This is a genomic window from Streptomyces sp. NPDC003027 (genome assembly GCF_053591435.1).
The window spans coordinates 12,213-36,391 of the sequence record NZ_JBSFTU010000015.1 but is presented as its reverse complement, the minus strand read 5'-3'; the positions used below and the strand labels follow the sequence as shown (position 1 = coordinate 36,391).

Genomic DNA, 24,179 nt, shown 5'->3' with positions numbered 1-24,179 from the left:
TGTGTCATGAGCGACGCACAGGACCCGAGCAAGGATGTCGAGAACTGGGTGACGGGCGACGAACCGGCCACCGGACCACAGCTGAGCTATCTGCGGACGCTGGCTCGTGAGGCGGGCGAGGATGTGCCACCTGAGCTGACGAAGGCGGAGGCGTCGAAGATGATCGACCGCCTCCAGCAGGCTTCACCGCGTACCGCCGGTGACACGCCCTCCGGCCCGCCCGAGCACGGAGCCGACGGTGGCACCGGCCCGTGAGCGTGCCGCCCGGCGCGAGCCCCCTCGGCACCACGGAAGAGACCAGGCGGCGGCCGACACCACCGAGCGGCTGCGTCGGGCCGCCCTGGACGCGTTCGGCTGGCGGGAGCTGCGGCCCGCGCAGCTGAGGGCGATGCACGAGGTCATGGCGGGGCGGGACACCCTGGTCGTGATGCCGACCGGAGCGGGAAAGTCGGCGGTCTACCAGGTGCCCGGGCTGCTGCTCGACGGCCCCACCGTCGTCGTCTCCCCGTTGCTCGCGCTCCAGCGCGACCAGATCGCCGGACTGCTGGAGCACCAGGCTCCGCAGGCCGTCGCCGTCAATTCGGCGCAATCCGCGGGGCAGACGGACGCGGCATGGCAGGCGGTGCGTTCCGGGGACGCCGAGTACCTCTTCCTCTCCCCCGAGCAGCTCGCCAAGGACGAGGTGCTGGAGCGGCTCGCGCTGGTGGCGCCGGCGTTGTTCGTCGTCGACGAGGCGCAGTGCGTCTCCGCCTGGGGACATGATTCCCGGCCCGACTATCTGCGTCTGGCCCAGGCTGTCCGACGGGTGGGTCGCCCGCCGCTGCTGGCGCTGACGGCCACGGCAGCTCCCCCGGTACGGCAGGAGATCGTCGGCCAGCTCGGCATGGAGGACCCCGCCCTGGTCGTGGCCGGCTTCGACCGGCCGAACATCGCCCTTCACGTACAGCGTTTCCATGACGACGAGGACAAGCGCCGCGCCGTGGTGGAACGGGCAGCCGGCGAGCCGAAGCCGGGGATCGTCTACGCCGCCACCCGCAAGGACACCGAGCGGTACGCCGAAGAGCTGGTCGGCCTCGGTCTCACGGCCGCCGCCTACCACGCCGGCCTGCGGAGCGGCGAGCGGTCCCGGGTGCACGACGCCTTCCTCGACGGAAGGCTCGACGTGGTCGTGGCGACCTCGGCCTTCGGCATGGGCATCGACAAGGAGGACGTACGTTTCGTCCTGCACGCCGCCGTGCCCGGCTCTCTGGACGCGTACTACCAGGAGATCGGGCGCGCGGGCCGGGACGGGGAACCGGCGGTCGCCGTGCTGCACTACCGGCCCGAGGACACCGGCATGCAGAACTTCTTCGCCGCCCGCACGCCCAGCCGCGACACGCTCGGCAAGGTCGCCCGGCGGCTCGGCGAGCGGCGGGAGCCTCAGGACCTCGACGAGCTACGGGCCGAGACAGGGCTGTCCCGCAACCGCGTCACCGCCGCCGCCAATCTCCTGGAGGAAGCCGGCGCCGCACACACCGACGACCAGGGCGCCTTGCGTGCCGCGCCCGACGTGTCGGCCGACGACGCGGTGGCGCGGGCCGACGAGACCGCACAGACCCATCGCAGGCTGGAACGATCGCGGGTCGAGATGGTTCGCGCCTACGCCGAGACCACGCGGTGCCGCCGCTGGTTCCTTCTGGGCTACTTCGGTGAGGCCTACGAGGCGCCGTGCGGGAACTGCGACGTGTGCGAGACGGCGCGATCCGGCACCTTCGACGCGGCACCGACCGCCCCGGCCCCGACCGGCGGTACGGAGCGCGACCGCGCGCAGGCGCCCTTTCCCATGGGGGCACGGGTCCGCCACCAGGAGTGGGGCGACGGCACGGTCCTCAACAAGGAGAGCGACCGGATCACCGTCCTGTTCGACACCATGGGGTACCGCACCCTGTCACTGCCGACGGTCGATGAGCATGACCTGTTGTCGGTCCTCGAACCGCCGCCTGACTGAGCCGAGCCGAGCGAGGTGCGGTGCTTCCGGCGGTCAGCCGGACTGCTGAGGGCCGGTGAAGACCGCGCGCACGCAGCCGTCGCTCTTCGCCTTGAACATGTCGTAGCCCTCGACGGCCGCGTCGAGAGGCATGGTGTGGGTGGCGAGGTGCGCGGTCGTCAGCTCGCCCTTGGCGATGCGGTCCAGCAGCATCGGGATGTAGCGCTGGCCGTGCTGCTGTGCGCCACGCACGGTGAGCCCCTTGTTGATGACCGCTCCGAGGGGGAACTTGTCCACCGCGCCGGCGAACACACCGAGGATGAAGACGGTGCCGCCCTTGCGGCAGGCGTGGATGGCCTGCCGGACGGCGGTGGGGCGGTCGGTCTGAAGCCGTAGTTGCTGTTTGACCTGGTCGTACAGGTGCATCGGCCCGTCACTGTGGGCCTCCATGCCGACCGCCTCGATGCAGACGTCCGGTCCCCGGCCTCCGGTGCGTTCGCGCAGTTCGGCGGCGATGTCGGTGGCTGTGTAGTCGAGTGTCTCGGCACCGATGTGGCGTTCGGTCATCGCCAGTCGCTCGGGGACGCGGTCGATGGAGATGACGCGCTCGGCGCCCATGAGGATGGCGGCCCGCGCCGCCATCTGACCGACCGCGCCGCATCCCCACACGGCCACGACGTCACCGGGCCTGACGCCGGCGAGGTCGGCGCCCATCCAGCCGGTCGGTACGGAGTCCGATGTGAAGAGGGCGCTGACATCGTCGACCTCGTCGGGTACGTGGAAGGCCCCGTAGTCGGCGAAGGGGACGCGCACGTACTCCGCGTGGCTGCCGCGCACCCCGCCCATGGCGTGCGAGTAACCGAAGATACCGCCGGACTCGTAGCCGAACATGGCCTGACCCATACCGGGGTTGGTGTTGGTGTTGTCGCACAGCGACCACAGGTCGTTGGCGCAGTACCAGCAACGTCCGCAGCCGATGAAGGAGGCGACGACCACCCGGTCGCCGACCTTGTGGCGGCGCACTTGGGGTCCGGTCTCCACGACCTCGCCGATGAACTCGTGGCCGATGACGTCACCGGCCCGCATCGCCGGGATGTACCCGCCGATCAGGTGCAGGTCCGACCCGCATGTCGTACCGGCGACGAGCCGGACGATGACGTCCTGGTCGTTGCGCAGCTCGGGGTCCGGCACGCGCTCGACGGACAGCTTGTTCACGCCTTGCCAGCACAGGGCCTTCACAGCACTCCCTCCCCGCCCGAGCGACGGCTGACCATACCGATGACCTTTCCGGCGGGGGTCTCCCGCGTCGTGGGCGGAGCGTCCGGCCGCATGACCTCGCCCGCCTCCAGCAGGGCCTTCGCCTCGCGCAGCGCGGTACGGACCTCCTGGCGGGGGTCCTGGCCGGCCAGGCGCCCCGGCAGGGAGGTCTCAGCCGCGGAAGGCGCGTCCTTCAGCCGTACGGCGAGTTCCGTGCCCCGATCGCCGGGAGCCGGCCGCACCCGGGCCTCCACCCGGTCGGCCAGCTTGTCCAGGGGTACGGGCAGGGTGTCACCGGGCATGACGTCCGTCGGCGCACGGTTGATCGTGACAGTGAGCCATCGCGCGCCCGGGGGTTCACCGCCCGTCCGGGACCTGTTCCTACGCACCGCGGCCACGCCCGTCCCGACGACGGCAGCCACCACGAGCGCGGGCTTGACGTAGTTCATCGAGCCTCCCTGCCCTGCCTGAAATGCGGGACTTTCGACTGCTCCTTGACCGGTGCCCCTCGTCGGCATACGCAAACGGTGCGTTCGTGGCTGTGCCGGTCGCCACGGCGCGCGTGGGCGCGGCCGGTCGACGCGTACCACCGGGCGGCCACGGTGGCGGCGAGGGCGATCTCGACCAGATCTCCTCCGTAGTACATCAGTTGGGCGCCGGTTCGCAGGTCCGCCGGGTCGTACGAGGTGCCGGGCGGCGGAGCGGCGTAGAGGCTCTTGGCGAGGACGGCATGGGCGGCGCCGGCGGCGAGCAGCGTGGCACCGCGAAAGGCCGGGCTCCAGCGGCGGCGGACCGGATCGAGCTGGCAGACGGTGAAGCTGAACAGCACTCCGGCGAGCAGGACGTGCGCGTGCGCGACCGCGTGCCACACGGCGTGGTGCCGGGTGGTGGCGAACAGTTCGGTGCGGTAGAGCAGCCACAGGCCGCCGATGTCCAGCAGCGCCGCCACGGGCGGGAAGGCGAGCCATTGGGCGGGCCGTGAGTGCGCCAATGCCGGCAGACCCCGGCGTACGGGACCGGGTGGCGTGACGCGCAGAGCCAGGGTGAGGGGGCGGGCGAGGACGAGCAGCACGGGTGCGGCCATGCCGACGAGCAGGTGCTGGGCCATGTGCGTGGTGAACGGACCGCCCGGCAGTGGGCCCAGCGCCGCCCATGCCAGTGCGGTGCCGCCGGCGGCGAAGGAGGCGTCCCGCGGCCATGGCCAGGCGTCTCCCCGCCGTCGCAGCCGGGCCGTGGCCATGACGTACGCGGCGGCCATGAGCAGGGCCGTGGCGGCGAGTGCGCCCGTCGGGCCGGGGTGGAGGTGCGCGGGTGTCACGGTGCCGCGGTCCGGGTGCGCCGGGCCGCCCGGACCGCGAGGGCGGTGCCGACGAGCAGCAGGAGCAGGCCGCAGATGTTCCACGCCCAGTCGTAGGGCGTGACGTCCACGCCGTAGCGGATCTGGTGCAGGCGCAGCAGCTTGTGGTCCACGATCCCGTCGAACAGCTGGAAGGCCCCCAGACCGAGGAAGAACCCCGCCCACGCGTGGGCGGGTGCCAGGGCGCGGCGGCGGCGCAGGTCGGCGTACAGGAAGAATCCGGCGACCATGGCCAGCAACTCGGCCGTGTGCAGGAGACCGTCGGAGAGCAGGCCGACGCGGGTGGTGGAGCGGTCGTAGAAGTGGTGCCAGCCGAGGACCTGGTGGAAGACGATCTCGTCGACGGCTGCCATGACGGCTGCTCCGACGACCGCGCCCACCCCCGTCGACCTGCGGGTTTGTGGAGTCCCGTGGTGTGGAGCGCGGGATGGCGCCGACCGGCTCATGGGGTTCCGCCTTTCTGCCCGGGTGGATGGACGTCCGCGGATCGGGTACCCGGTACACCATGATCAAGCGTGTTCTGTGGCAGGGCCTGGTGGCGGGGACCGTCGGGGGTGTCGTGATGACGCTCGGCGAGAAGCTCGAACAGGCGATCACCGGCCGGCCCGATTCACACGTCCCGGGGCGGGTCCTCGAACGGCTCACGGGCATGCCGGAACGTGCCGGGAAGCAGCCGCTGCCGGTGAACTGGGCGATGCACTTCGGCCAGGCCGCCGCACTCGGCGTCCTGCGGTCGGTCATGGCCCAGGCCGGCCTTCGCGGGCCGGTGTCCTCCGCCAAGTTCGCCGTCGTCCGCCTTACCAACGACCAGATCCTGGAGAACGCCACCGGCGTGGGCGCTCCCCCCTCCACCTGGCCGCGCAGAGAGCTCGCGGTGGACCTCCTCCACAAGGCGGTCTACGCCTTCGCGACCGGCGCCGTCGCCGACGCCCTGGCCGCGCGCAACGGCCCCGGCCCCGGGCAGCGCCACGCCGCGATCCGGCCCGGCCGCCACTCCGGCGTCGGGCCGCTGCCGCGCGGGAAATGAGCCGAGACGCCTGATCCGGTGCCAGGACGCGGGCGCTGCGGCCCCCCCATGACCGACGGCGGACACCGGTCACCGAACGCCTCACGCATCCGGCACCCGGCTCTCTGCGCTCCGGCTCACACCGACCGGTCACCCTTTTCCGCGTCCGTGGAGAGCGGGCGGGGCTCGAGTGGCCGGGTGGCGGGGCCCTGGAGGACCGTCCCGTCGGTGGCGAACCGGGAGCCATGGCAGGGGCACTCCCAGGCGCGCTCGGCGTCATTGAAGTGGACGATGCAGCCGAGATGGGTGCATCGCGCGGACACGGCCCGGACGCTGCCGTCCTCGTCGCGGTAGACCGCGCAACGACGACCGTCGACGCGGACGACGGCCCCGTCGCCGGGGGCGATGTCCTCGACGCTGTCGGCATGCGACGTCGGGAGTCGGTCACCGACGAAATGCTTGACGACAGATGCCTGCAGTTTCAGCAGTGCCGGAGCCTCACGCAGGGGATGGAGACGCCGCGGGTCGTAGAGCCTGCTCCAGGGCAGTTCCTCACCGGTGATATGGGCGGCGAGGAGACGGCCGGACATCACACCGCTGCTCATGCCCCATGCGCCGTAGCCGGTCGCCACGTGGACGTGCTTCGCACCAGGGTGGAAGCGTCCGACGTAGGGCACACGGTCGGTGGTCGTGTTGTCCTGTGCGGCCCACCGGTGAGTGATCTCCGCCTCGGGGAAGCGGTCGCGCGTCCACGCGGCGAGCCGCTCGTACCTCTCGCTCACGTCACCGACTCCTGGCGTGAACTTCTCCCCCGTGACGATGAGGAGCCGGCGGTCCGTGCCGTACGGCGCCGTCCGCACCGACCGGGTGTTCTGCTCCTGCGTGATGTACGTTCCGCGCGGGTCGTGCTCGGTGGGGATCGAGGCCGCGATGACGAGTTCGCGGCTCGGTTCGAGGCGGGAGAACAGCATCGCACGGTCGAACACCGGGTAATGCGTGGCGACGACGACGTCGCGGGCGGTGACCGTCGCCCCGCCCTCGGTCGTGAGCCGGCACGGCTCACCTTCGTCGAGGGAGACGACGCGGGTCCGCTCGAACACCTGCCCGCCGCGACGGAGCAGGTCCGAGGTGAGCGCGAGCAGGTACTTGCGAGGATGGAACTGCGCCTGGTCCTCGAAGCGCACCGCGCCCGCGACGGGATAGGGCAGACCCGTCTCCGTGACGAACGACGCCGGCAGCCCGGCCTCGCGCGCCGCCTCCGCCTCGGCCTCGACTGCGGCGACCTGCTCGGAGCTTTCCGCGTACGCGTACGACGGAACGCGCTCCAGCTCGCAGTCGATGCCCAGCTGAGCCGCCACCTCGGCGACGTACTCGACCGCTTCCTGCTGTGAGCGGGCGTACAGCTGCGCGCCTTCCGAGCCGAACGACTTCCGCAACTGCGCGTAGATCAGACCGTGCTGCGAGGAGAGCTTCGCGGTGGTGTAGCCGGTCACTCCCGCGGCGATGCGGTCCGCCTCCAGGAGCGCGACACTGCGTCCCGTACGCGCGACCTCCCACGCCGTGCAGATGCCGGCGATACCGCCGCCGATCACTGCCACGTCGACATCCAGACCGGCTGTCAAAGCGCGATGGTCGTCTCCCGCAGCGGACGCCATCCAGTACGACTCGTAGCTGCCGGGCAGTGGGGTCATGTGGCGTTCACCATTCCTTCTGGGTCGCACGGCTGCCGCCTCGCCCGGCCAAGCTCCGACTCCGTCGCAACGGCACGGCAGTCTGTCCTCTTGTCGAAAGTCCCGGACTCGCGGCGCATCGAGGCGCCGAGTACCCGTCGACCGGTCGGCCAAACGCACCCTTGAGGCGACCCCGCCGCCGACGACCGCACGGTGGGAGCTGCGCCGGGCGCACCGTCGCCGACAAAGTGGCCGCGAGTCCGCTAATCGCAGCGGAAAGGGGTATCCGCCGACTCGGAACCCGAGGCGCCGCCTGGCGGCCCTGTACATGGAGGACAGCACTCATGGTCACGTCATCTCGCCCGGTCACCGCCCGTACCCCTGTGCAGCAGGCAGCGCTGCTGGTGGGCGCGGTCTTCCTGCTGGTGGGGATTTTGGGGTTCATCCCGGGGATCACCACGGACTACGACACGCTGCAATTCGCCGAGCACCACTCCGAGGCGAAGCTGCTGGGCGTGTTCCAGGTATCGATCCTGCACAACATCGTGCATCTGCTGTTCGGTGTCGCCGGTATCGCCATGGCCCGCGCCGCATCAACCGCGCGAACCTTCCTCATCGGCGGCGGTGCCGTCTACCTGGTGCTGTGGCTGTACGGCCTGATCATCGACCATGACAGCGCGGCCAACTTCGTGCCGGTGAACAGCGCGGACAACTGGCTCCACTTCGTCCTCGGCATCGGCATGATCGCCCTCGGCGTGATGCTCACGCGCCGCACCCGAGCGACACGTCGGTGACCACCTGGCAACCACATCCAGGAGTGGCCCCATGGGAGGGTCGATAGCACAGCAGAGCGTCGAGGAACTGGGGGGCGAGGGCAGCATCCTCGTCCGCCAGCGACGCGACCACGCCGAGCTCGATCGCCTGATGACGCGTTACGAGAGGCGGGAAGGGACGGAACAGGAGCTACGGCGCACGCTGAAGGACATCGTCCAGCTGACCTTCAGCCACGCTTTCGCCGAGGAGACCGTGCTGTGGCCCCTCGTGCGGCGGGACATCGCCGACGGTGAGGAGCTCACCGCACGCGTCGAGACGGAGCACCAGGAGATCAACGAACTCGTGGCCGGGATCGAGCGCACCGACGCGGCGGAACCGCGCCACGCCGACCTGGTGACGAGGGCCTTCGCACTGATACGCCAGGACATTCGGGACGAGGAAGATCTGCTGCTGCCACGGCTTCAGGAGGCGTACGACGAAGCACGCCTCCGGCAGATCGGGACCGCGTGGGAGGCCGTTCGCCACACGGCCCCCACCCACCCCCACCCCTCGGTCCCCCGGCGGCCTCCGGGCAATGCCCTGCTGGGCGTGCCGTTGAGCGTCTACGACCGCGTGCGGGATCTGCTGCCCGGGCGGGGCGGACGCCACGGAGAAGACGCCGGCCGGTGAGAGGTAACGCCGTCTCGGCACGGCGGCAAGACGGCCGGTGCCCACGACCGTCTGCGCCGCTGCTCGGCCGCGCTCGTCGGGCGCCTGCCTCGCAAGCGCCCGACGTGCGCCGGACACGGCGCCGTACCTGGTTCCGACGGCTCTCGAACGGGCGGATTCCTGGCGCCTCGACGAGGTCACAGCTGCTTCGGGTCAGAGTTCCTCGCGGGCTCGGTCAGCTCCATGCCGGCCGGGATGAAGCCGGTCTGGCCCTTCGCGGCCAGCTCCTTCAGGTGCTGCCGGTAGCGCTCCGGGGACACGACCTTGACGTTCATCAGCATGCGGGCGTGGTCGACGCCGCACAGCTCGGCGCACTTACCCCGGAAGGTGCCTTCCCGGGACGGAGTCGCCTCGAAGACGTTGACGTTGTGGCCGGGGAAGACGTCCTGCTTCATGAGGAACGGAAGGATCCAGAACGAGTGGATGACGTCCCGCGAGGACAGCACGAAACGGACCCTCTCCCCCTTGGGCAGCCACAGCGTGGGGCCGGGGTTGCCGTTCTGCGGGTTGCGCTGCCCCGGGATGCCGACGTCGTGGACACCCTCGGCGCCGGCGGGGAAGGCGCTGCTGTACCTCTTCGGGACGACGGCGAGATGCGGGTCGGCCTTCGCGTCCCCGGTGTCGGGCCTGCCGTCCACGTCCTCGACGTAGTTGAAGCCCCAGCTCCACTGGAAGCCGACCACGCTGATGGTGTGGGCGGGCTTGTCGTCGAGCCTGAGCAGCTCCGACTCGTCTCGGGCGGTGAAGTAGAACAGCACCGAGACGATGATCAGTGGAACGGCCGTGTACAGCACCTCGATGGGCATGTTGTACCGCGTCTGCGGCGGGACCTCCACGCGGGTCCTGCTGCGCCGGTGGTAGAAGACCGCCCAGAGGATCAGCCCCCACACCAGCACGCCGACGGCGAGCGCGGCCGCCCACGAGCCCTGCCACAGGGAGAGGATCCGCGGCGCCTCTTCCGTGACCGGGGTCGGCATGCCCAGGCGCGGAAAGTCCTCCCAGGTGGCCTCACAGCCGGAAAGGGTCGCCAGAACAAGGCCCGTGGCCAGTGCCTTCGGCACCTCTCGCCGCAGTCGTCGCCCAGGCGAGCGGTCACAACCGTTGGTACTCACGCAGCGCCTACCCGAGAGTCTCGCCGCCGGTGCGGCAGCCCCTCGGCCGTCCCCCTGGTCGGCCCGGCCCGCGCACAGACGGAAACCTGAACTTTACGGACGGAAAGTAGCCGGGGCCTCGTCGGTACCGAGTCCGACGCGCCGTCCGCGGCCGAGGTTCACCCGGGCGGGGAAGAACCGGAGGTGGGCGAGGACACGCCGGTATGCGCGCGGCACGGCCGACGAACGCGCGCTGCCCGCGGCGCCGGTGCCTGGGTCGGCACCGAGCCACGGGCAGCGCGTGGGTCACCCCTTTGCGGTGGGTCGACCGGTTGACGGCCGGCTACCGGTCGTCAGCGGTCCTGGGACATGGAGCGGCCTTCTCGGGCGCCGCGGCCGCGGCTGCTCTCGGTGCGGTCGCGCGCCGCGGACGCGGCGGCGAGGGCGAGGAGGGTGGCGATGACGCCGGTGATGAGGTTGCTGGTGATGGTGCTGGTGCGGGCGACGTCGCCGGCGACGACCCAGGGGGCGACGCAGGTCCAGACGCCGATCGCGGCGGCGGCCCATGCCATGGAGTGAGTGCGCTCGTAGGAGTTGCCGAGGCCCCCGAGGCACAGGGTGTAGGCGATGCCGGCTATGAGGTTGGTGACGGCGAGGCTGGTGAAGCCGCTGAAGCCGACGATCCAGGGGGACGCCGCGAGGTAGAGGCCGGTAAGGACGGCGAGGGCCTCGATCATCTGGGCTCGTGGGGTGGCGGCGGCGCGGTCGTGCCGGGCGCGCAGTTCCATCAGGTCGGGGTGCTCTTCGATGGGTGCGCGATGCGTTGACGCCATGATGACCTCCAAGGAGAAATGGTCACCGGCCACGTACCCATAAACGGGAGATAAATGGGTGAATCGGTCAATTTTCCGGTTGGGATCGTCGGCGATCCTCCGTGCCGACCGGTCGTCGAGGAACGTCCCTGCTCGCACTCCGTTCCTGGCCGGGACCGCCCTCATCGACGAAGGGCGACGTTCACCGCGCCTACGTCTGGCCGGCGGGAGCTTCGGCGGTCGTGTGCGGCTCGGCGTCCTCCGTCGGTTCGGCGCCGTCGCTCGGCTCGGCGTCGTCGGTGGGTTCGGTGCCGTCGGCGTCGGTGTGCGCGCGGGTGCGGGAGGCGATGAGGGGGGCCAGGGAGTGCCCGAGGAGGAGGGCGGCGGCCATCGCGCCGAGTGTGATGGCCCAGGCCATGGGGCCGAGCGGGGTGCAGCCGAAGAACTGGCTGACGCCGGGCGTCTGGATGATGGCGACAAGCACGGCCGCGGAGCCGATTCCCGCCGTCAGGACATTGCGGTCGAGGCCGCCGGCGGTCAGCGTCTGGGCGAGCTGGGTACCGACGACGGCGGCCAGCGCGACCGTGCCGGCCCGGCGTCCGCGCCCGGTCAGGCGGGCGGCGGCCCAGGCCAGGGCGGCGCCCAGCGCGGTGATGAGGCCGCGCAGGAGCATCTCGTCGGTGAGGGCGGTGCCCAGGGAGCGGTGCGGGCCTTCCTGGAGGAGACGTTCGCCGGTCTGGCCGGAGGGTTCGCGGATGGCGATGGCCAGGGAGGGGGCGAGGTCGGTGAGGAGGTTGACGAGCATGATCTGGCGGGCGTTCAGGGGCGTGGTGCCGGTGATGCCGGAGGCCAGGACGCTGAAGGTGACCTCGCCGAGGTTGCCGCCGATGAGGATCGCGAGTGCGGCGCGCACGGACGCCCACATGGCGCGGCCCTCCATGAGGGCGGAGACGATCGTCTCCAGCCGGTCGTCGGTGACGACGAGGTCGGCGGCGGCGGTGGCGGCCGGGGTGCCGCGGCGGCCGAGGGCGATGCCGACGTCGGCGAGCCGGATCGCGGGGGCGTCGTTGGCGCCGTCGCCGGTCATGGCGACGACCCGGCCGAGCCGCTGGTACGCCTGGACGATTCGGACCTTGTGGGCGGGGCTGCACCGGGCGATGACGTCGACGGTGGGCAGCAGCTCGTCCAGGGCGTCGTCGTCGAGCTGGTCGAGTTCGGGCCCTGTGCAGACCTTGGGATCGCTGACATCGCTGATGGTGGAGGCGATGGCGTCGGCCGTGGCGGGGTGGTCACCGGTGAGCATGACGGTCTGCACACCGGCTTCGTGGAGCCGGGCGGTGGCCGGGGCGGCACTGGTACGCACCGGATCGGCGAGCGCGATGAAGCCGAGGAACACCAGGTCGTCCACGGCTTCGTCGACGAGGTCGTCGCCCGGTTCCATGCGCCGTTCGGCCACTGCCAGGATGCGCCGCCCGGCCGCCGCGAGTTCCTCCGCCGCCGCGGCGAGGGCCCTCCTTCCGGCGTCGTCGAGGGATTCGGCACCGTGCCGCAGGCGGCGCCGGTCGCATCGGCCGATGACGTTCTCCGGCGCCCCCTTGACGCTGAGCAGAACACCGCCGGCGGTGTGGCCGACGGTCGCGTGATAGGCGCGCGACGGTTCGAAGGGGAGGGCGTCCGTGCGGCGCCAACGGGCCGCGCCGGTACGGGTCGTGACGTTCGCGTGGCGGGCGCCCTCGACGATGGCGTGGTCCGTCTGATGGGCCATCGGTTCGGCCTGCCGGGCGGGTGGCGTCGCGCGCAGTGCGGCTCCGAGGATCTCCTTGTGCCGCGTGTCGAGCCGGTCCAGGGGTACCGCGCCGTCGCCGTCGCTGACGTCGGCGAGCCGCAGGGTGCCCTCGGTGAGGGTTCCGGTCTTGTCGAAGCAGAGGACGTCGGCGCGGCCGAGGGCCTCGATGGTGCGCGGGTTGCGGACGAGGGCGCCGATGTCCGCCAGGCGCCGGGCGGCGGCCAGTTGGGCGGCGTTGACGAGGAAGGGCAGGCCCTCGGGGACGGACGCGACAGCCAGGTTGACGGCGGAGGCGAGGTTGTCGGTGAGGGGTCGGCCGTGGAGCAGGCCGGAGAGGGCCACGGCGGCGGCGGAGCCCAGCGCGATGGGCATGCTGGACCTGGTCAGAGAGGTGAGCCGTGCCTCCACGCCCGTCTCCGGCGCGGCCTGGCGTGCGGTGGCCAGGCTGCGGCCGGCCTCCGTGGCGGCCCCGGTCGCCACGACGACGGCGACGGCGCGACCGGAGGAGATCATCGTGCCCTCGTAGAGCATGGAGCGGCGGCCGGGGATGTCCGGTGCGACCACGGGTGCCGGATCCTTGCCGACGGCGAGGGATTCGCCGGTGAGGGAGGACTCGTCGACCTCGATGCCCTCGGTCTCCAGCAGACGGCAGTCCGCGGGCACGACGTCCTCGGGCCCCAGGACGACGATGTCGCCGGGCACCAGATCGCCGGAGGTGACCAGCCGCTCGCGGCCGTCGCGCCGCACGCGCGCCCCGATGGCCGACTGGGCGAAGAGCTCCTCCAGGGCCCGGTCGGTGCGGACGCGCTGGAAGCCGCCGACGAGGGCGGACATGCCGGTGATGGCGGCGACCAGGCCCGCGTCCGTCCGGGATCCCACGGCCGCGGCCAGGGCGGCGCCCGCGCCGAGGATCGGGGTGAGCGGGTTGGACAGCTCCTCGACGAAGGCGAAGGGCAGGGTGAGCTTCGCCGGCTTGCCGGCCTGCGCCTCGGCGGTGCGGGCGGCGGCCTCCTGGGCGGTGAGCCCCTCCGGGCGGGTCTCCAGTCGCCGCAGGACGCGGTCGGCCGGCATCAGGTGCCAGGGGACGCTGCTCACCGGCGGGGCGAGGGGACGGCTCAGGAGCTGCCGGGCGCGCCAGACGCCCAGGCAGAAGGCCACGGCGCCTGCGGTGTCGCTCACCGCGAGGACCCGGGCGGTCGCCCGCCAGGCCGGGGCCTGGGAGGCGGCGATCGCGCCGACGCCGCTGCCGCCGGCGGCCAGGTGGTGGCTGTCGCGGTCGACGAGGGCGGCCGTGCCGATCGCGTCGACGATCAAGCCCGCCGCTTCGAGGTCCGTTCCGACCAGTACGTGGGCTCCCCAGGGGGTGTACTCCTCCTTGGTGTGCACGCCGACGGCGCAGTCGGCCGCGCCCAGCGCCTCGCGGTTTCCGGAGATCAGCAGGACGACGGCTCCGTCGGCCTGCAGGGCGCGTACCGAGGCCGCCAGCCGGTCACCGCCCGGCACCACGGCGTCGGCGTACGAAGGCATCCTCACTTCCTGGTCCGCCGCCCGACCCGCCGACTTGCCGGACGCCTTGTCCGCCGCGTCGCCCGACACCTGGTCCGACACCTGGTCCGCGGTCTTGTCGGCCGCCATTCGCTCGGACGCCACGACGACGCGGGCTCCGGCGCGGCGCGCGGCCGCGGCCACGGCCTCGGCGCCGGGGGCGGAGGGAGTGGCGAGCCCGGCCACGGCGCGGAGCCGGCGCCCGTGAGCAAGCCCCAGGATCTTCTCGCTCCCCCGCCGCCGCAGCCGCTTCGCCGCCTTGCGGCCGGTGCGTTTCTCCAGGTCGAGCTCGTCGAGGGGGGCCAGCGTCCACTCGCCGTCGCGCCTGGCGGCCAGCGGCGCGTCGGCGTCGTAGAGCGCGAAGAGGCGCTCGACCGTCCGCTCGGGGTCGGCGTCCTTGAGGAGTTCCAGGTCGACGGGCTCGTAGCGGTCTCCCCGCAGCGCCCTCTCCTCCAGGAGGATGGTGTCGACCTGGCCCAGGCGACGTAGCGCCGTACGGTCCATCGTCACCGCGCCACGCAGGGCGAGGTGGCGTCCCAGGCTGGCGGCGAAGCCTTCGCGGCCGGCTGCCGGCGCCTTGGGGACCGAGGAGATGGCGACGGCGACCGCCCGCCGGACGCCGGCGAACGGCAGCACGGCGAGCGCCGCGGCCAGGCCCGCCGCCATGGACCGTTCCGTGTAGCGGTCTGTGTCGTCCTTGGGGGACGGGCCGGCGCGGCCGACCGTCACCGGGTCGGCGGCGGCTTCCTCCGGGCCGCGCACGAGTCGGGCCTCGCCCTCGCGCCACGCCGTACGTTCGGCGCCGGCCTCCCGCCACAGCGCGAGGCGCTGCAGCATGTCGAGGGCGAGCCCTCCGCCGCCTGTGGTCACGCCCTGGACGAGGGCGGCGACCACGGGAAGCAGTGAGTCGTCCGGCTCGCCGCCGCTGAGATCCTCCAGCAGATGCCGCAGCCGGGGATGGCGGCGAAGGCCGTCGACGACACCGGCCAGTTCGGGGGGCAGCCCGAACCAGGGGGCAACCTTCCGAAGGGTGACCAGGGTGAGGCCCACCGTGTCGGCCAGCAGGGCCGGCACCGCGGGGAACGGCGGGCCCTCCGCGGGGTGGTGGGGTTCGGGATGCCACTCGTCGAACGCTTCGGCGTCCGCGGCGTGGTCGCCCTCGGCCTGCTCCACGAGCGCCACGAGCTCGCTCTCGGGAGGAGGGGGAGAGTCGACGGCGATGATCACCCGTTCCATGGGCGCGTTGACCCGCGCCCACCGCACGCCCGGATGTTCTTCCAGCGCTCGCCGCACCCGGCGGGCCACGGCGGGACCTCCCGGGCCCTGGACGCCGGACACCGCGATGTAGCAGCGCTCCGGACTCCACCACACCTCACGGCGCGGCCCCTGCAGCAGCCCTTCGGCCATCCCCCACGCGGCTCGCGCACCGGTGGCCAGGCGGGAGGAGACCTGCGAGACGAGGGAGCCGAGCAAGGACGTCGTTCCCATGTCCGAGGCGGGATCCGCTGGCATGAACCGTGCCTCCCCGATCAGTGCGGCCGATGCGGATCGGCGACGTGCGTGCCGAACTATTTCAGAAGCAGTCTGATCGAAACCCATGAAAGCCGCGATATGGGATAGACCTACTGATAAGTGGACGAATCTTTCTGATCGGAGAGGCGAGGCGATAGCCGTGACCTCCACGACCCACACTTCCCACCAGCGGACAGTCACATTGACCGTCCCGTCGGTCGGCCAGGTGGCGAACGGCGCGCTGAACGCCGCGCTGCTCCCCGTCTCCGCCGCCCGGCGGGTTCTTCCCACCAAACGAGGACTGCCGCTGTACCTCGGACTGGGCGTCCTGGGAGCCGCGGACGTCATCGAATGGCCGGTCGCCATCGGCATCGGCGTCGGCTACGCCGCCCTGCGCCGCACCGGGGTCCTCACCGGCGGGCCGCAGTCCGCCGGCGCGGCCGACGGCGACACGAAGCAGGCCGCGAGGACCGAGGACGGGGAGGCCGAGAAGGAGCGGATGGCGACGATCACCGCGCGGGACATCATGACGCCCGACGCCACCTGCGTCCGCGCCAAGGAGACCGTTCTGGACGCCGCAAGGAAGATGGCCGATCTGGGTGTCGGAGCGCTGCCGATCTGCGGCTCCGACGAGAGGCTCAAGGGCATGCTCACCGACCGCGACATCGTGGTGAAGGTCCTCGGCGCCGGGAAGGACCCGGCCGAGGTGAAGGCCCGTGACCTGGCCCAGGGCAAGGCGGTGACGATCGGCGCCGACGACGACGCGGGCGAGATCCTGCGCACCATGGCCGAGCACAAGGTCCGTCGACTGCCGGTGATCGACGGCCACACCCTGGTCGGGATCGTCGCCCTGGCGGACGTAGCCCGCGCCCTGCCCGACACGAGCGTGGGTGACCTCCTGGAGACCCTCTCGACGGACTGAGCCGGACGGAGTACGCAGGGAGTACGGCCTCCCGAAGGCGGCCCCGCTCCGGCGGGTGGGCGGACGAGAACGCGGTGCCGGCCGGTGCGGCCCGCGAGGGCGCGGCCGACCATGGCCCAGGGTCGATAAACCACCAGGTCAGCGCATACGGCCCCGGGCCTTCAGCTGGGTCGGCGGGACCTCCGGGGCCGGCAGGCGGGCGCCGTCGTAGCCCTTGACCTCGCCGAAGCGGTCGCTGGTCATCCACTCCTCGCGTGCCTTGCGGATCTCCTCGTCCGTGCGGCCCACGAAGTTCCACCACAATTCGCACAGCCCGCAGATCTCAGCAGGTCATCCGCCTGCGCCCGGTCCCGGGGTCAGCAAAAGGTCAGTATGAGCGCCTGAGTCTCCCCTGCCACCGTGTCACCCCGGCCGCGCAACAGACGCCGGGAGCAGTTTGCCACACCGCGGCGAACCTTGGCTGCCTACTGGTCGTAGACACCGAGCAGGTGAGTCCAGGCGCCCAGGACGGGCGGCTTCTGCGAAGAAGCCCCGATGGTGACGCCGCTGGCGGTGTCGGTCCACTTCGTTGCGTCTTGAAGCGTGCGGAAATGTGGGGAGTGAGGAGCGCGTGTGAGGGCCCAGCGACTCAAGGTCGCCGGGCCCTGTTGATCGGTGACGGTCAGGCGAAGTCGTCGCCCGCGGTGCTCTTGGAGTCCGCCGCAGGGAGGCGATGCTCGCCACCACGGGGCGACGTCACGCAGGGACGCCGAGTGGCGGGTGCTCCAGCACGCGGGGCTTGTACTCGACCAGTTGGATGCGGCCGTCGAAGGTGCGGTGCTCGATCATCTCGAGGGCAACATCCGGATAGCCGTCGTAAATGCGTTCTTCGCCCGTGGCCCCGGTGATCACCGGGAACATCACGACCCGGAAGCGGTCGACGAGTCCGGCTCGTAGCAGGGACCGGCACAGGCTGAGGCTGCCGATCGTGCTGAGGAGCCCCGAGCCACTCGCCTTCATGGCGCGGACCGCCTCGACGGCGTCGTCGCGGACGAGCGTGGAGTTGGCCCACGTCAGTGGCTCCTCGAGTGAGGAGGAGAACACCACCTTGGTGGCTTGCGTGAGCTCGTCGACGGACGCCTCTTCCTCGGGCCTGAACTCGTCCTGGCCCTTCGGGACCTCGCCCGCGGCGAAGCGCGACATCAGGCGGTAGGTGTTCGCTCCCATCAGGTAGGTGGCCTCGGGCTGCTCACGGAGCCATGCGAGGTACTCCGGGCCCTCGAGGCCCCAGAACCCGGGCCATCCCTCTCCCGATGCGTACCCGTCGAGGGAGGTGATGAAGTCGACGAGAAGCTCCGACATGACGGTGTCCTTTCCTAAGGTGTCACCAGCTTGGACCGGCCGGAAGCCACAAACTCATCGGCCGCGGCAGCTCAGCCCCACCCCGCGCACGGCCCACAGCGGGTACTTCATCCACTCACCTGTGACGGCGGCGGAGCACTTCCGTGAGTGCGGCCCCGCTCCGATCGACGGCGAACCACGACCGCCCCCGTCCTCCAGGAGGAGATCGACACCGAGCGGACCTGGACAGACGCACCTGACGTCCTGACACGTCAGCAGAGCCGAATGCAACGGCAGGAACGATTCGTCCCCTCGTTCGGGCGACCGATTGCTTGAGCCCTGGGTGACCTGGGCAACGCTCGCCCTGATTCCAGCTCTTCCGTCCAGAAGGAAACCCGCATGCGTCTTCGCTCCGCCCTTGCCGCCTCCGCCGGCGCCCTCGTGCTGCTCCTCGCCTCCCCGGGGTCCGCCTCCGCCGCCAACGGGCAGTTCCGGTACACGTACATGACCGCCGAAGGATACGAAGCGGTCGGCTTCATGAACGACCCCGACAGTCGGACGTGTATCAACATCCAGGGGCCCGGGTCGGAGCCGGGATCGGCCGCGTACACGCCGAAGAACCGCACGGACGCGATGGCGACGGTCTTCCTCGAAGCCGACTGTTCAGGGGACGCCTACTTCACTCTGCGGCCCGGCGGCGGAGCGTCGGAAAGGCTTCTCGTGCGCTCGGTCGTCTTCTCCTGAACCGCGGGCATGCAGTGCAGGAACCGCACATCCGGGTTCTTCGTCACCGCGAGGACCTGGGCGTCGATACGGTACGGGGCGAGGGCTGCCAGCCGGGGGCGCCAGGACTCGATCGGCTCCCCGAGATGGATCCAGGTGTCGGCGTTAAATCGGCATCGCGCAAACCCAGTTCGATGTCGTCCGTCTCCTGCACACGACCACCTGTGCGCGCGGAGATCCTTTCGGCCCAGTCATGCACGTCCGCCGGACCGCTCATCGACGTCGGAGCGACGACGCGGACCGTCATACCGAGCAACGCCCCTGCGATGCGGAGCGAGTTGCCACGTTGGAGCGCCCGTCGCCGACGAAGGTCAGGCAGATGTCCGCCCACGGGTTGCGACTGTGTTCCTTGATCGTGAGGAGGTCGGCCAGGGCTTGGGTGGGGTCAGCGCGTTGCGGCGCCGCCTCCCGCGCGCGGCGGGAAGCGGCACTCCCTCACTCAGCGGCTACGGGGTGACGCAGCCGATGGAGCCGACCGGGAAGTCGTTGCCGGTCGAGGTCGCCGTGAAGCCGAACGTGACGCTGCCGTCCGGCGGGATGGTCCGGTTGTAGTCGAGGTTCGCGACGGTGAGCGTGCCGTCGGATCCGGTGGTCAGAGCTCCGTTCCAGACGCTGTTGACCTTCGTGCCGGCTCCCGGCTTCCACCTCACGGCCCAGCCGTCACGTGCCGTCGCGGCGTGGTTCATCACCTCGACGGAGCCCTGGAAGCCACCGCTCCAGGCGTTGGTCACGTTGTAGACGGCCATGCACCCGGTGTGCGGATCGGTCGGGCTGGGAGTCGAGGTCGGAGTGGGAGTAGGGGTCGGGGTCGGGGTGGGAGTCGGGGGCGGCGTGCCGCCCGAGCCGCGGATGCCGGTGACCTCGCCGTTGCCGCCGTCGAAGACGATGTCGGAGCAGGAGAAGAAGTTCTCCTGGCTGTCCGAGCGCACCCACTGGATGAACATCACCGCGTCGCCCGAGCGGCCCGACGGCAGGTTCAGGTTCCAGTAGTAGTGGCCACCGTCCGTGCCGGGAGAGCCCGTCTGCGGCGGGTTGGTGACGGTCTGAATCAACTCCAGGTCGTCCCATCCCAGTTCGGTGGCCGGCGAGTATCCCGGCTTGGAAAGGTAGACCCGGAAGGATCCCGGGTGCGCGGCCCAGTTGCTGTGCTTGACCTGGATCGCCTTCCCGGATGTCAGGTGCGTTCGGGGCCAGTCCGCGCGGGCGGCGTTGTATCCGGTGAAGTTGTACGGCGACCGGTCGCCGGCGCTGCACAGCTTTCCGTCCGGTACGTAGCCGGGGCCACGGCCGCCCGCGTTGGAGTCGAGCACGGCGAACCAGTTGTAGAGCGACGAGGCGCCGCTATCGTTGAGCGCGGCCCGGCAGGCCGGGTTGGTCGGATCCATCGAGCCGGTGCTGGTCTTGCCGTCGAGGTAACAGAGGTAGGTGCGCGATCCGGGCATCATCGTGACGCCGTGCGCCTGGGCGCTGCCTTGCCCCAGTAGGGCCAGACCGATTCCGCCCAGCAGGGTCGCGAAGACCGCCGCCAGCGAGAGCAGTCGCTTCTTGCGTTGGACCATGGATGTCTCCTGTGCCTGTGTGGGGGTGGTTCGGGCTCTTGCTTCCCTCCTTGCGGCTCGCTTTCCGGTCATGGGGACGGGGGCCGGCGCCCGGGGCGACGTGACCGGACCGAGCGATCAAGAAATCGAGAGTGCCCCCCATCCCCCAGATTTGGGAGCGCTCCCATACTCGTGTCGGAGGGACTGTAGGAGAGCCGCAGCGCCCCTGACAACCCGTCGGTATCGAACGCGTCGAAGGAGAAATTCAAAGAGGGAGGTCAGAGGCCACAGCGAAGGACGATCGCGCCTCCGTCGGAGGCGAGGCGATCTGGGAGCGCTCCCGAAACCTCTCCTCCCGCCCCACCCCGCCCCCTGACGCCGGGGGGGGGCAGCACCTGCGCGCCGTCGCACCGTTCGACCGGAGGTAGGGGCGTCCGGTCGTCCGACCCGGGCGAGGCTGCCCAAAGGCCCCTTTACCAGGCCGGTTCCCGGGCCCGCTCCAGACCCCCTCAGGCCGATCCGCGCACCATCAGCCGGGTCCGCAGGATCACATGACGCCAGGCCACCTCCGGCTCCTCCATCTCCTCCAGCAGCAGCCGAACCATGGTCCGCCCGATCTCCTCCATCGGCTGACGGACAGTGGTCAGCGGGGGCTCCGTCTGCTCGGCCAGCTCGAAGTCGTCGAAGCCGACCACCGCCACGTCCTCCGGCACCCTCCGTCCCGCCGCGAGCAGGGCGGTCAGCGCACCGGCGGCCATGCTGTCGGACGCGGCGAAGACGGCGTCGACCTCGGGGTGCCGCTCGATGAGCTCGGCCATCGCCAGCCGCCCGCTGGCCTCGGTGAAATCGCCCTCCGCCACCAGGGACGGCAGCTCGCGGAGCCCGGCATCAGCCAGCGCCTCCCGATAGCCCCGCAGTCTGCACTGGGCGACGTACATGTCGGGCGGTCCGGTGATCGTGGCGATGGCCTTCCGCCCGCCGCCGGCCAGGTGGCCGACCGCGGCGCGCGCGCCGCCGACGTTGTCCGTGTCCACGTACGTCACCCGCTCATCACCCGAGCGCCTGCCCAGCAGCACCGTGGGGAGCCCCGCGTCGGCGAGCATGTCGGGCAGGACGTCACCGGCCCGCACCGACATCAGCAGTACTCCGTCGACCCGGCCTCCGCGCACGTACTCCACGAGGCGTCGCCGCTCGTCGTCCGTGCGGACGAGGGTGAGCAGCAATTGCAGGCCCGCCTCGGACAGGGCGTCCCCGACCGCTCGCACGACCTCCGAGAAGAACGGCTCTCCGAACAGGCGCCAGTCCGACTTCGTCATCACCAGCGCGACGGCTCCGGCGGGTCGCCCGGCCAGGGAGCGCGCCGCCAGGTTGGGCACGTAGCCCAGTTCGTCGATGGCACGCTGCACGGCACGACGGGTGGACTCCCTGACACCTGACGCTTTGTTGATCACTCGGGAGACCGTGCCTCGCCCCACTCCCGCGAGGGCGGCCACTTCCTCCAACGTCGGTGTGCCCGAACCGCGTTTCAGCATATTGACACCCCCAAGAGCCCCCGATCTTACGGCCCGTCGAGCGCTCGGCCGATACGTCTCCGCAGGCGGGCGACACGTCTCCGCAGTCAGCCGGTACGCCTCCGCGGCCGGGTCGCGAAAGGGCGGCCGAGCGGGACCGGTCCTCGTCGGCAGCGGGAACCCCGCGCGCGAAGCCCCCAGGGAAACCCAAAGAACGCGCCGACAAGAGGAGTTGCTCGAACTTCCTCATGCAACGGGTCCCGTCCTGGACGTTGACGGCTCGGCACTCCGGCCACCAGTATGACCCCGCCCGATGGGAGCGCTCCCATTCCTGGGTCACTCCCTGTCTCCTGTGAGGAGCCGAGACGTGAACAAACGCAGAACCGCCCTGCTGTCCCTGACAGCTCTGCTCGCGGCGGGCCTCACCGCGATCCCCGCCGACCCCGCGGAGGCGGACGAGGTCGAGCAGGTCAGGAACGGCACCTTCGACAGCGGCACCGACTCGTGGTGGACGAACAACATCACCGTCGGACCGGCCGACGGCAGACTCTGCGCCGACGTGCCGGGGGGCACGGCGAACCGCTGGGACGCCGCCGTCGGACAGAACGACCTCACGCTCGTCAAGGGAGAGTCGTACCGGTTCCGCTTCAGTGCGACCGGCGCGCCGGAGGGCAACTCCGTCCGCGCCGTCGTGGGACTCCAAGTGGCGCCGTACGACGCGCACTACGAGGTCACCCCGCAGGTGAGCGTCTCCGGCAACACGTACACCTACACGTTCACCTCACCCGTCGACACGCCGCAGGGCCAGGTCGCCTTCCAGCTCGGTGGCGCCGACGCGCCCTGGCGCTTCTGCCTCGACGACGTGTCCCTGCTCGGCGGGGTGCCACCGGAGGAGTACAGGCCGGACACCGGCCCCCGGGTCCGGGTCAACCAGGTCGCCTACCTGCCTCGGGGCCCGAAGAACGCCACTCTCGTCACCGAAGCGACCGAGCGGCTGCCCTGGACGCTGAAGAACGCGTCCGGCGCCGTCGTCGCGAGCGGCCGGACCGTGCCGCGCGGGGTGGACCCCTCCTCCGGGCAGAACGTCCACACGATCGACTTCGGCGACTACGGCAGGGCCGGGTCGGGCCTCACTCTGGTCGCCGACGGCGAGACCAGTCGGCCCTTCGATATCGGCACCGCCACCTACGAGAAGCTCCGCCTGGACGCCGCGAAGTTCTACTACACCCAGCGCAGCGGGGTGGCGATCCGCGACGACCTGCGGCCCGGCTACGGCCGCGAGGCCGGTCACGTCGACGTGGCCCCCAACCAGGGCGACGGGAACGTGCCCTGCCAGCCCGGCGTGTGCGACTACACGCTCGACGTCACCGGCGGCTGGTACGACGCCGGCGACCACGGCAAGTACGTCGTCAACGGTGGTATCTCCGTCTGGCAGCTACTCAGCACCTACGAGCGTGCCCGCCTCGCCCGCACCGGGCACGCGGAGAAGCTGGGCGACGGGAGCCTGAACATCCCGGAGAGCGGGAACAAGATCCCGGACATCCTCGACGAGGCCCGCTGGGAGCTGGAGTTCCTGCTCAAGATGCAGGTGCCGGACGGCGAGCCGCTCGCCGGCATGGTCCACCACAAGATCCACGACGAGCAGTGGACCGGCCTGCCCCTGCTGCCCTCCGACGACCCGCAGAAGCGCGCCCTGCACCCCCCGACCACCGCGGCCACCCTGAACCTCGCGGCGACCGCCGCCCAGGCGGCCCGCCTCTACAAGGCGTACGACCCCCGGTTCGCCGCCACCTCGCTCGCCGCCGCCCGCAAGGCATGGGCCGCGGCCCTCACCCACCCCGACCTGCTGGCCTCCGAGAGCGACGGCATCGGCGGCGGTGCCTACGCCGACCGTGACGTCAGCGACGAGTTCTACTGGGCGGCCACCGAGCTGTATCTGACCATGGGCGGTCGGGAGTTCCGGGACCACATCCTGACCTCCCCGGTCCACACGGCCGACATCTTCGGGCCGATCAGCTTCGACTGGGCGCGTACGGCCGTGCCCGCCCGCCTCGACCTGGCCACGGTCCCGAACCGGCTGCCCGGCCGCGACGAGGTCCTCCAGTCCGTACGCGAAGGAGCCGACCGCTACCTGGTCACCCTGAAGGCCCATCCCTACGGGATGCCGTACGCCCCGGAGGGCCACAGGTACGACTGGGGATCCACCCACCAGATCCTCAACAACGCCGTCGTCCTGGCCACCGCCTACGACCTCACGGACGACGCGAAGTACCGCGACGGGGCCGTCCAGAGCATGGACTACATCCTGGGCCGCAACGCCCTGAACATCTCGTACGTCACGGACTACGGCGAGGTCAGCGCGCAGAACCAACACAGCCGCTGGTACGCCCGCCAGCTCGACCCGGAGCTGCCCAAGCCGCCCGCCGGCTCGCTCTCCGGCGGTCCGAACTCGAGCATCCAGGACCCGCTCGCCCAGAGCAGACTGCAGGGCTGCACCGGGCAGTTCTGCTTCATCGACGACATCCAGTCCTGGTCGACCAACGAGCTCACCATCAACTGGAACTCCGCCCTGACCTGGATGGCCTCCTTCGTGGCCGACCAGAGCGCATCGGCCGCCTACG

The 24,179-nt window shown here is 71.1% G+C and carries 19 protein-coding genes and 2 pseudogenes; 8 read left to right on the top strand and 13 right to left on the bottom strand.

Annotated elements, in window-relative coordinates; genetic code table 11:
• Positions 1-6: 6 nt before the first annotated feature.
• Both ACWDX6_RS13525 and ACWDX6_RS13520 read left to right on the top strand, forming a co-directional pair.
• Positions 7-255, top strand: coding sequence for a DUF3072 domain-containing protein (locus ACWDX6_RS13525; RefSeq protein WP_451485083.1), 249 nt, complete (start codon positions 7-9; stop codon positions 253-255).
• Between the two features lie 133 nt (positions 256-388).
• Positions 389-1,987, top strand: a complete 1,599-nt coding sequence (locus ACWDX6_RS13520; protein ID WP_451485166.1) for a RecQ family ATP-dependent DNA helicase — start codon at positions 389-391, stop codon at positions 1,985-1,987.
• Between the two features lie 33 nt (positions 1,988-2,020).
• Here the strand turns inward: ACWDX6_RS13520 and ACWDX6_RS13515 are convergent, their stop codons facing one another.
• From ACWDX6_RS13515 to ACWDX6_RS13500, 4 genes are read right to left on the bottom strand one after another with little or no spacing between them, the layout of a single operon-like run.
• A complete protein-coding gene (locus ACWDX6_RS13515) occupies positions 2,021-3,181 on the bottom strand; it encodes a zinc-dependent alcohol dehydrogenase (protein ID WP_451485082.1) in 1,161 nt (386 codons plus the stop codon).
• A gap of 20 nt (positions 3,182-3,201) precedes the next feature.
• Complete coding sequence (locus tag ACWDX6_RS13510; RefSeq protein WP_451485081.1) at positions 3,202-3,672, bottom strand: hypothetical protein; 471 nt, start codon at positions 3,670-3,672, stop codon at positions 3,202-3,204.
• The gene (locus ACWDX6_RS13505; RefSeq protein WP_451485080.1) at positions 3,669-4,541 is read right to left on the bottom strand and encodes a cytochrome c oxidase assembly protein; all 873 of its coding nucleotides are present in this window, start codon (positions 4,539-4,541) and stop codon (positions 3,669-3,671) included. The genes ACWDX6_RS13510 and ACWDX6_RS13505 overlap by 4 nt, the downstream gene beginning before the upstream one ends.
• Entirely contained in the window at positions 4,538-4,933 is a 396-nt protein-coding gene (locus ACWDX6_RS13500; protein WP_451485079.1) for a DUF2243 domain-containing protein, read from the bottom strand. The genes ACWDX6_RS13505 and ACWDX6_RS13500 overlap by 4 nt, the downstream gene beginning before the upstream one ends.
• 152 nt (positions 4,934-5,085) lie before the next feature.
• Here ACWDX6_RS13500 and ACWDX6_RS13495 point away from each other — a divergent pair, with 152 nt between their 5' ends.
• Positions 5,086-5,607, top strand: a complete 522-nt coding sequence (locus ACWDX6_RS13495; RefSeq protein WP_451485078.1) for a hypothetical protein — start codon at positions 5,086-5,088, stop codon at positions 5,605-5,607.
• A 116-nt stretch (positions 5,608-5,723) separates the two neighbouring features.
• Here the strand turns inward: ACWDX6_RS13495 and ACWDX6_RS13490 are convergent, their stop codons facing one another.
• A complete protein-coding gene (locus tag ACWDX6_RS13490) occupies positions 5,724-7,277 on the bottom strand; it encodes an FAD-dependent oxidoreductase (protein ID WP_451485077.1) in 1,554 nt (517 codons plus the stop codon).
• 323 nt (positions 7,278-7,600) lie between these two features.
• Between ACWDX6_RS13490 and ACWDX6_RS13485 the strand changes: the two genes are divergently transcribed.
• Both ACWDX6_RS13485 and ACWDX6_RS13480 read left to right on the top strand, forming a co-directional pair.
• A complete protein-coding gene (locus ACWDX6_RS13485; protein ID WP_451485076.1) occupies positions 7,601-8,050 on the top strand; it encodes a DUF4383 domain-containing protein in 450 nt (149 codons plus the stop codon).
• Positions 8,051-8,081: 31 nt separating this feature from the next.
• Positions 8,082-8,699, top strand: a complete 618-nt coding sequence (locus tag ACWDX6_RS13480) for a hemerythrin domain-containing protein (protein WP_451485075.1) — start codon at positions 8,082-8,084, stop codon at positions 8,697-8,699.
• Positions 8,700-8,875: 176 nt separating this feature from the next.
• Here the strand turns inward: ACWDX6_RS13480 and ctaC are convergent, their stop codons facing one another.
• The 3 genes from ctaC to ACWDX6_RS13465 all read right to left on the bottom strand — a co-directional run bounded on the left by ctaC (position 8,876) and on the right by ACWDX6_RS13465 (position 15,484).
• A complete protein-coding gene (gene ctaC / locus ACWDX6_RS13475; RefSeq protein ID WP_451485074.1) occupies positions 8,876-9,850 on the bottom strand; it encodes an aa3-type cytochrome oxidase subunit II in 975 nt (324 codons plus the stop codon).
• A gap of 332 nt (positions 9,851-10,182) precedes the next feature.
• The gene (locus tag ACWDX6_RS13470) at positions 10,183-10,662 is read right to left on the bottom strand and encodes an SPW repeat protein (protein ID WP_451485073.1); all 480 of its coding nucleotides are present in this window, start codon (positions 10,660-10,662) and stop codon (positions 10,183-10,185) included.
• Between the two features lie 190 nt (positions 10,663-10,852).
• Positions 10,853-15,484: an HAD-IC family P-type ATPase gene (locus ACWDX6_RS13465; RefSeq protein WP_451485072.1), complete on the bottom strand. Its 4,632-nt coding sequence runs from the start codon at positions 15,482-15,484 to the stop codon at positions 10,853-10,855.
• A 526-nt stretch (positions 15,485-16,010) separates the two neighbouring features.
• Here ACWDX6_RS13465 and ACWDX6_RS13460 point away from each other — a divergent pair.
• On the top strand, positions 16,011-16,406 hold the full coding sequence (locus ACWDX6_RS13460) for a CBS domain-containing protein (RefSeq protein WP_451485165.1): 396 nt from the start codon (positions 16,011-16,013) through the stop codon (positions 16,404-16,406).
• 138 nt (positions 16,407-16,544) lie between these two features.
• Here ACWDX6_RS13460 and ACWDX6_RS13455 read toward each other — a convergent pair.
• Positions 16,545-16,709 (bottom strand): annotated as a pseudogene (locus ACWDX6_RS13455) (pirin family protein); the annotation flags it as partial.
• Between the two features lie 432 nt (positions 16,710-17,141).
• Positions 17,142-17,747: a dihydrofolate reductase family protein gene (locus tag ACWDX6_RS13450; RefSeq protein ID WP_451485071.1), complete on the bottom strand. Its 606-nt coding sequence runs from the start codon at positions 17,745-17,747 to the stop codon at positions 17,142-17,144.
• A gap of 378 nt (positions 17,748-18,125) precedes the next feature.
• Between ACWDX6_RS13450 and ACWDX6_RS13445 the strand changes: the two genes are divergently transcribed.
• A complete protein-coding gene (locus ACWDX6_RS13445; RefSeq protein ID WP_451485070.1) occupies positions 18,126-18,470 on the top strand; it encodes a hypothetical protein in 345 nt (114 codons plus the stop codon).
• Here the strand turns inward: ACWDX6_RS13445 and ACWDX6_RS13440 are convergent.
• The 3 genes from ACWDX6_RS13440 to ACWDX6_RS13430 form a co-directional block, all read right to left on the bottom strand.
• Positions 18,401-18,562, bottom strand: coding sequence for a hypothetical protein (locus tag ACWDX6_RS13440; RefSeq protein ID WP_451485164.1), 162 nt, complete (start codon positions 18,560-18,562; stop codon positions 18,401-18,403). The genes ACWDX6_RS13445 and ACWDX6_RS13440 overlap by 70 nt on opposite strands.
• Before the next feature lie 393 nt (positions 18,563-18,955).
• Complete coding sequence (locus ACWDX6_RS13435) at positions 18,956-20,068, bottom strand: lytic polysaccharide monooxygenase auxiliary activity family 9 protein (protein WP_451485069.1); 1,113 nt, start codon at positions 20,066-20,068, stop codon at positions 18,956-18,958.
• 488 nt (positions 20,069-20,556) lie between these two features.
• Entirely contained in the window at positions 20,557-21,579 is a 1,023-nt protein-coding gene (locus ACWDX6_RS13430) for a LacI family DNA-binding transcriptional regulator (protein WP_451485068.1), read from the bottom strand.
• Positions 21,580-21,925: 346 nt separating this feature from the next.
• On the opposite strand from ACWDX6_RS13430, the pseudogene ACWDX6_RS13425 reads away from it, so the two are divergent.
• Positions 21,926-24,160 (top strand): annotated as a pseudogene (locus ACWDX6_RS13425) (glycoside hydrolase family 9 protein); the annotation flags it as partial.
• Between the last annotated feature and the right edge of the window lie 19 nt (positions 24,161-24,179).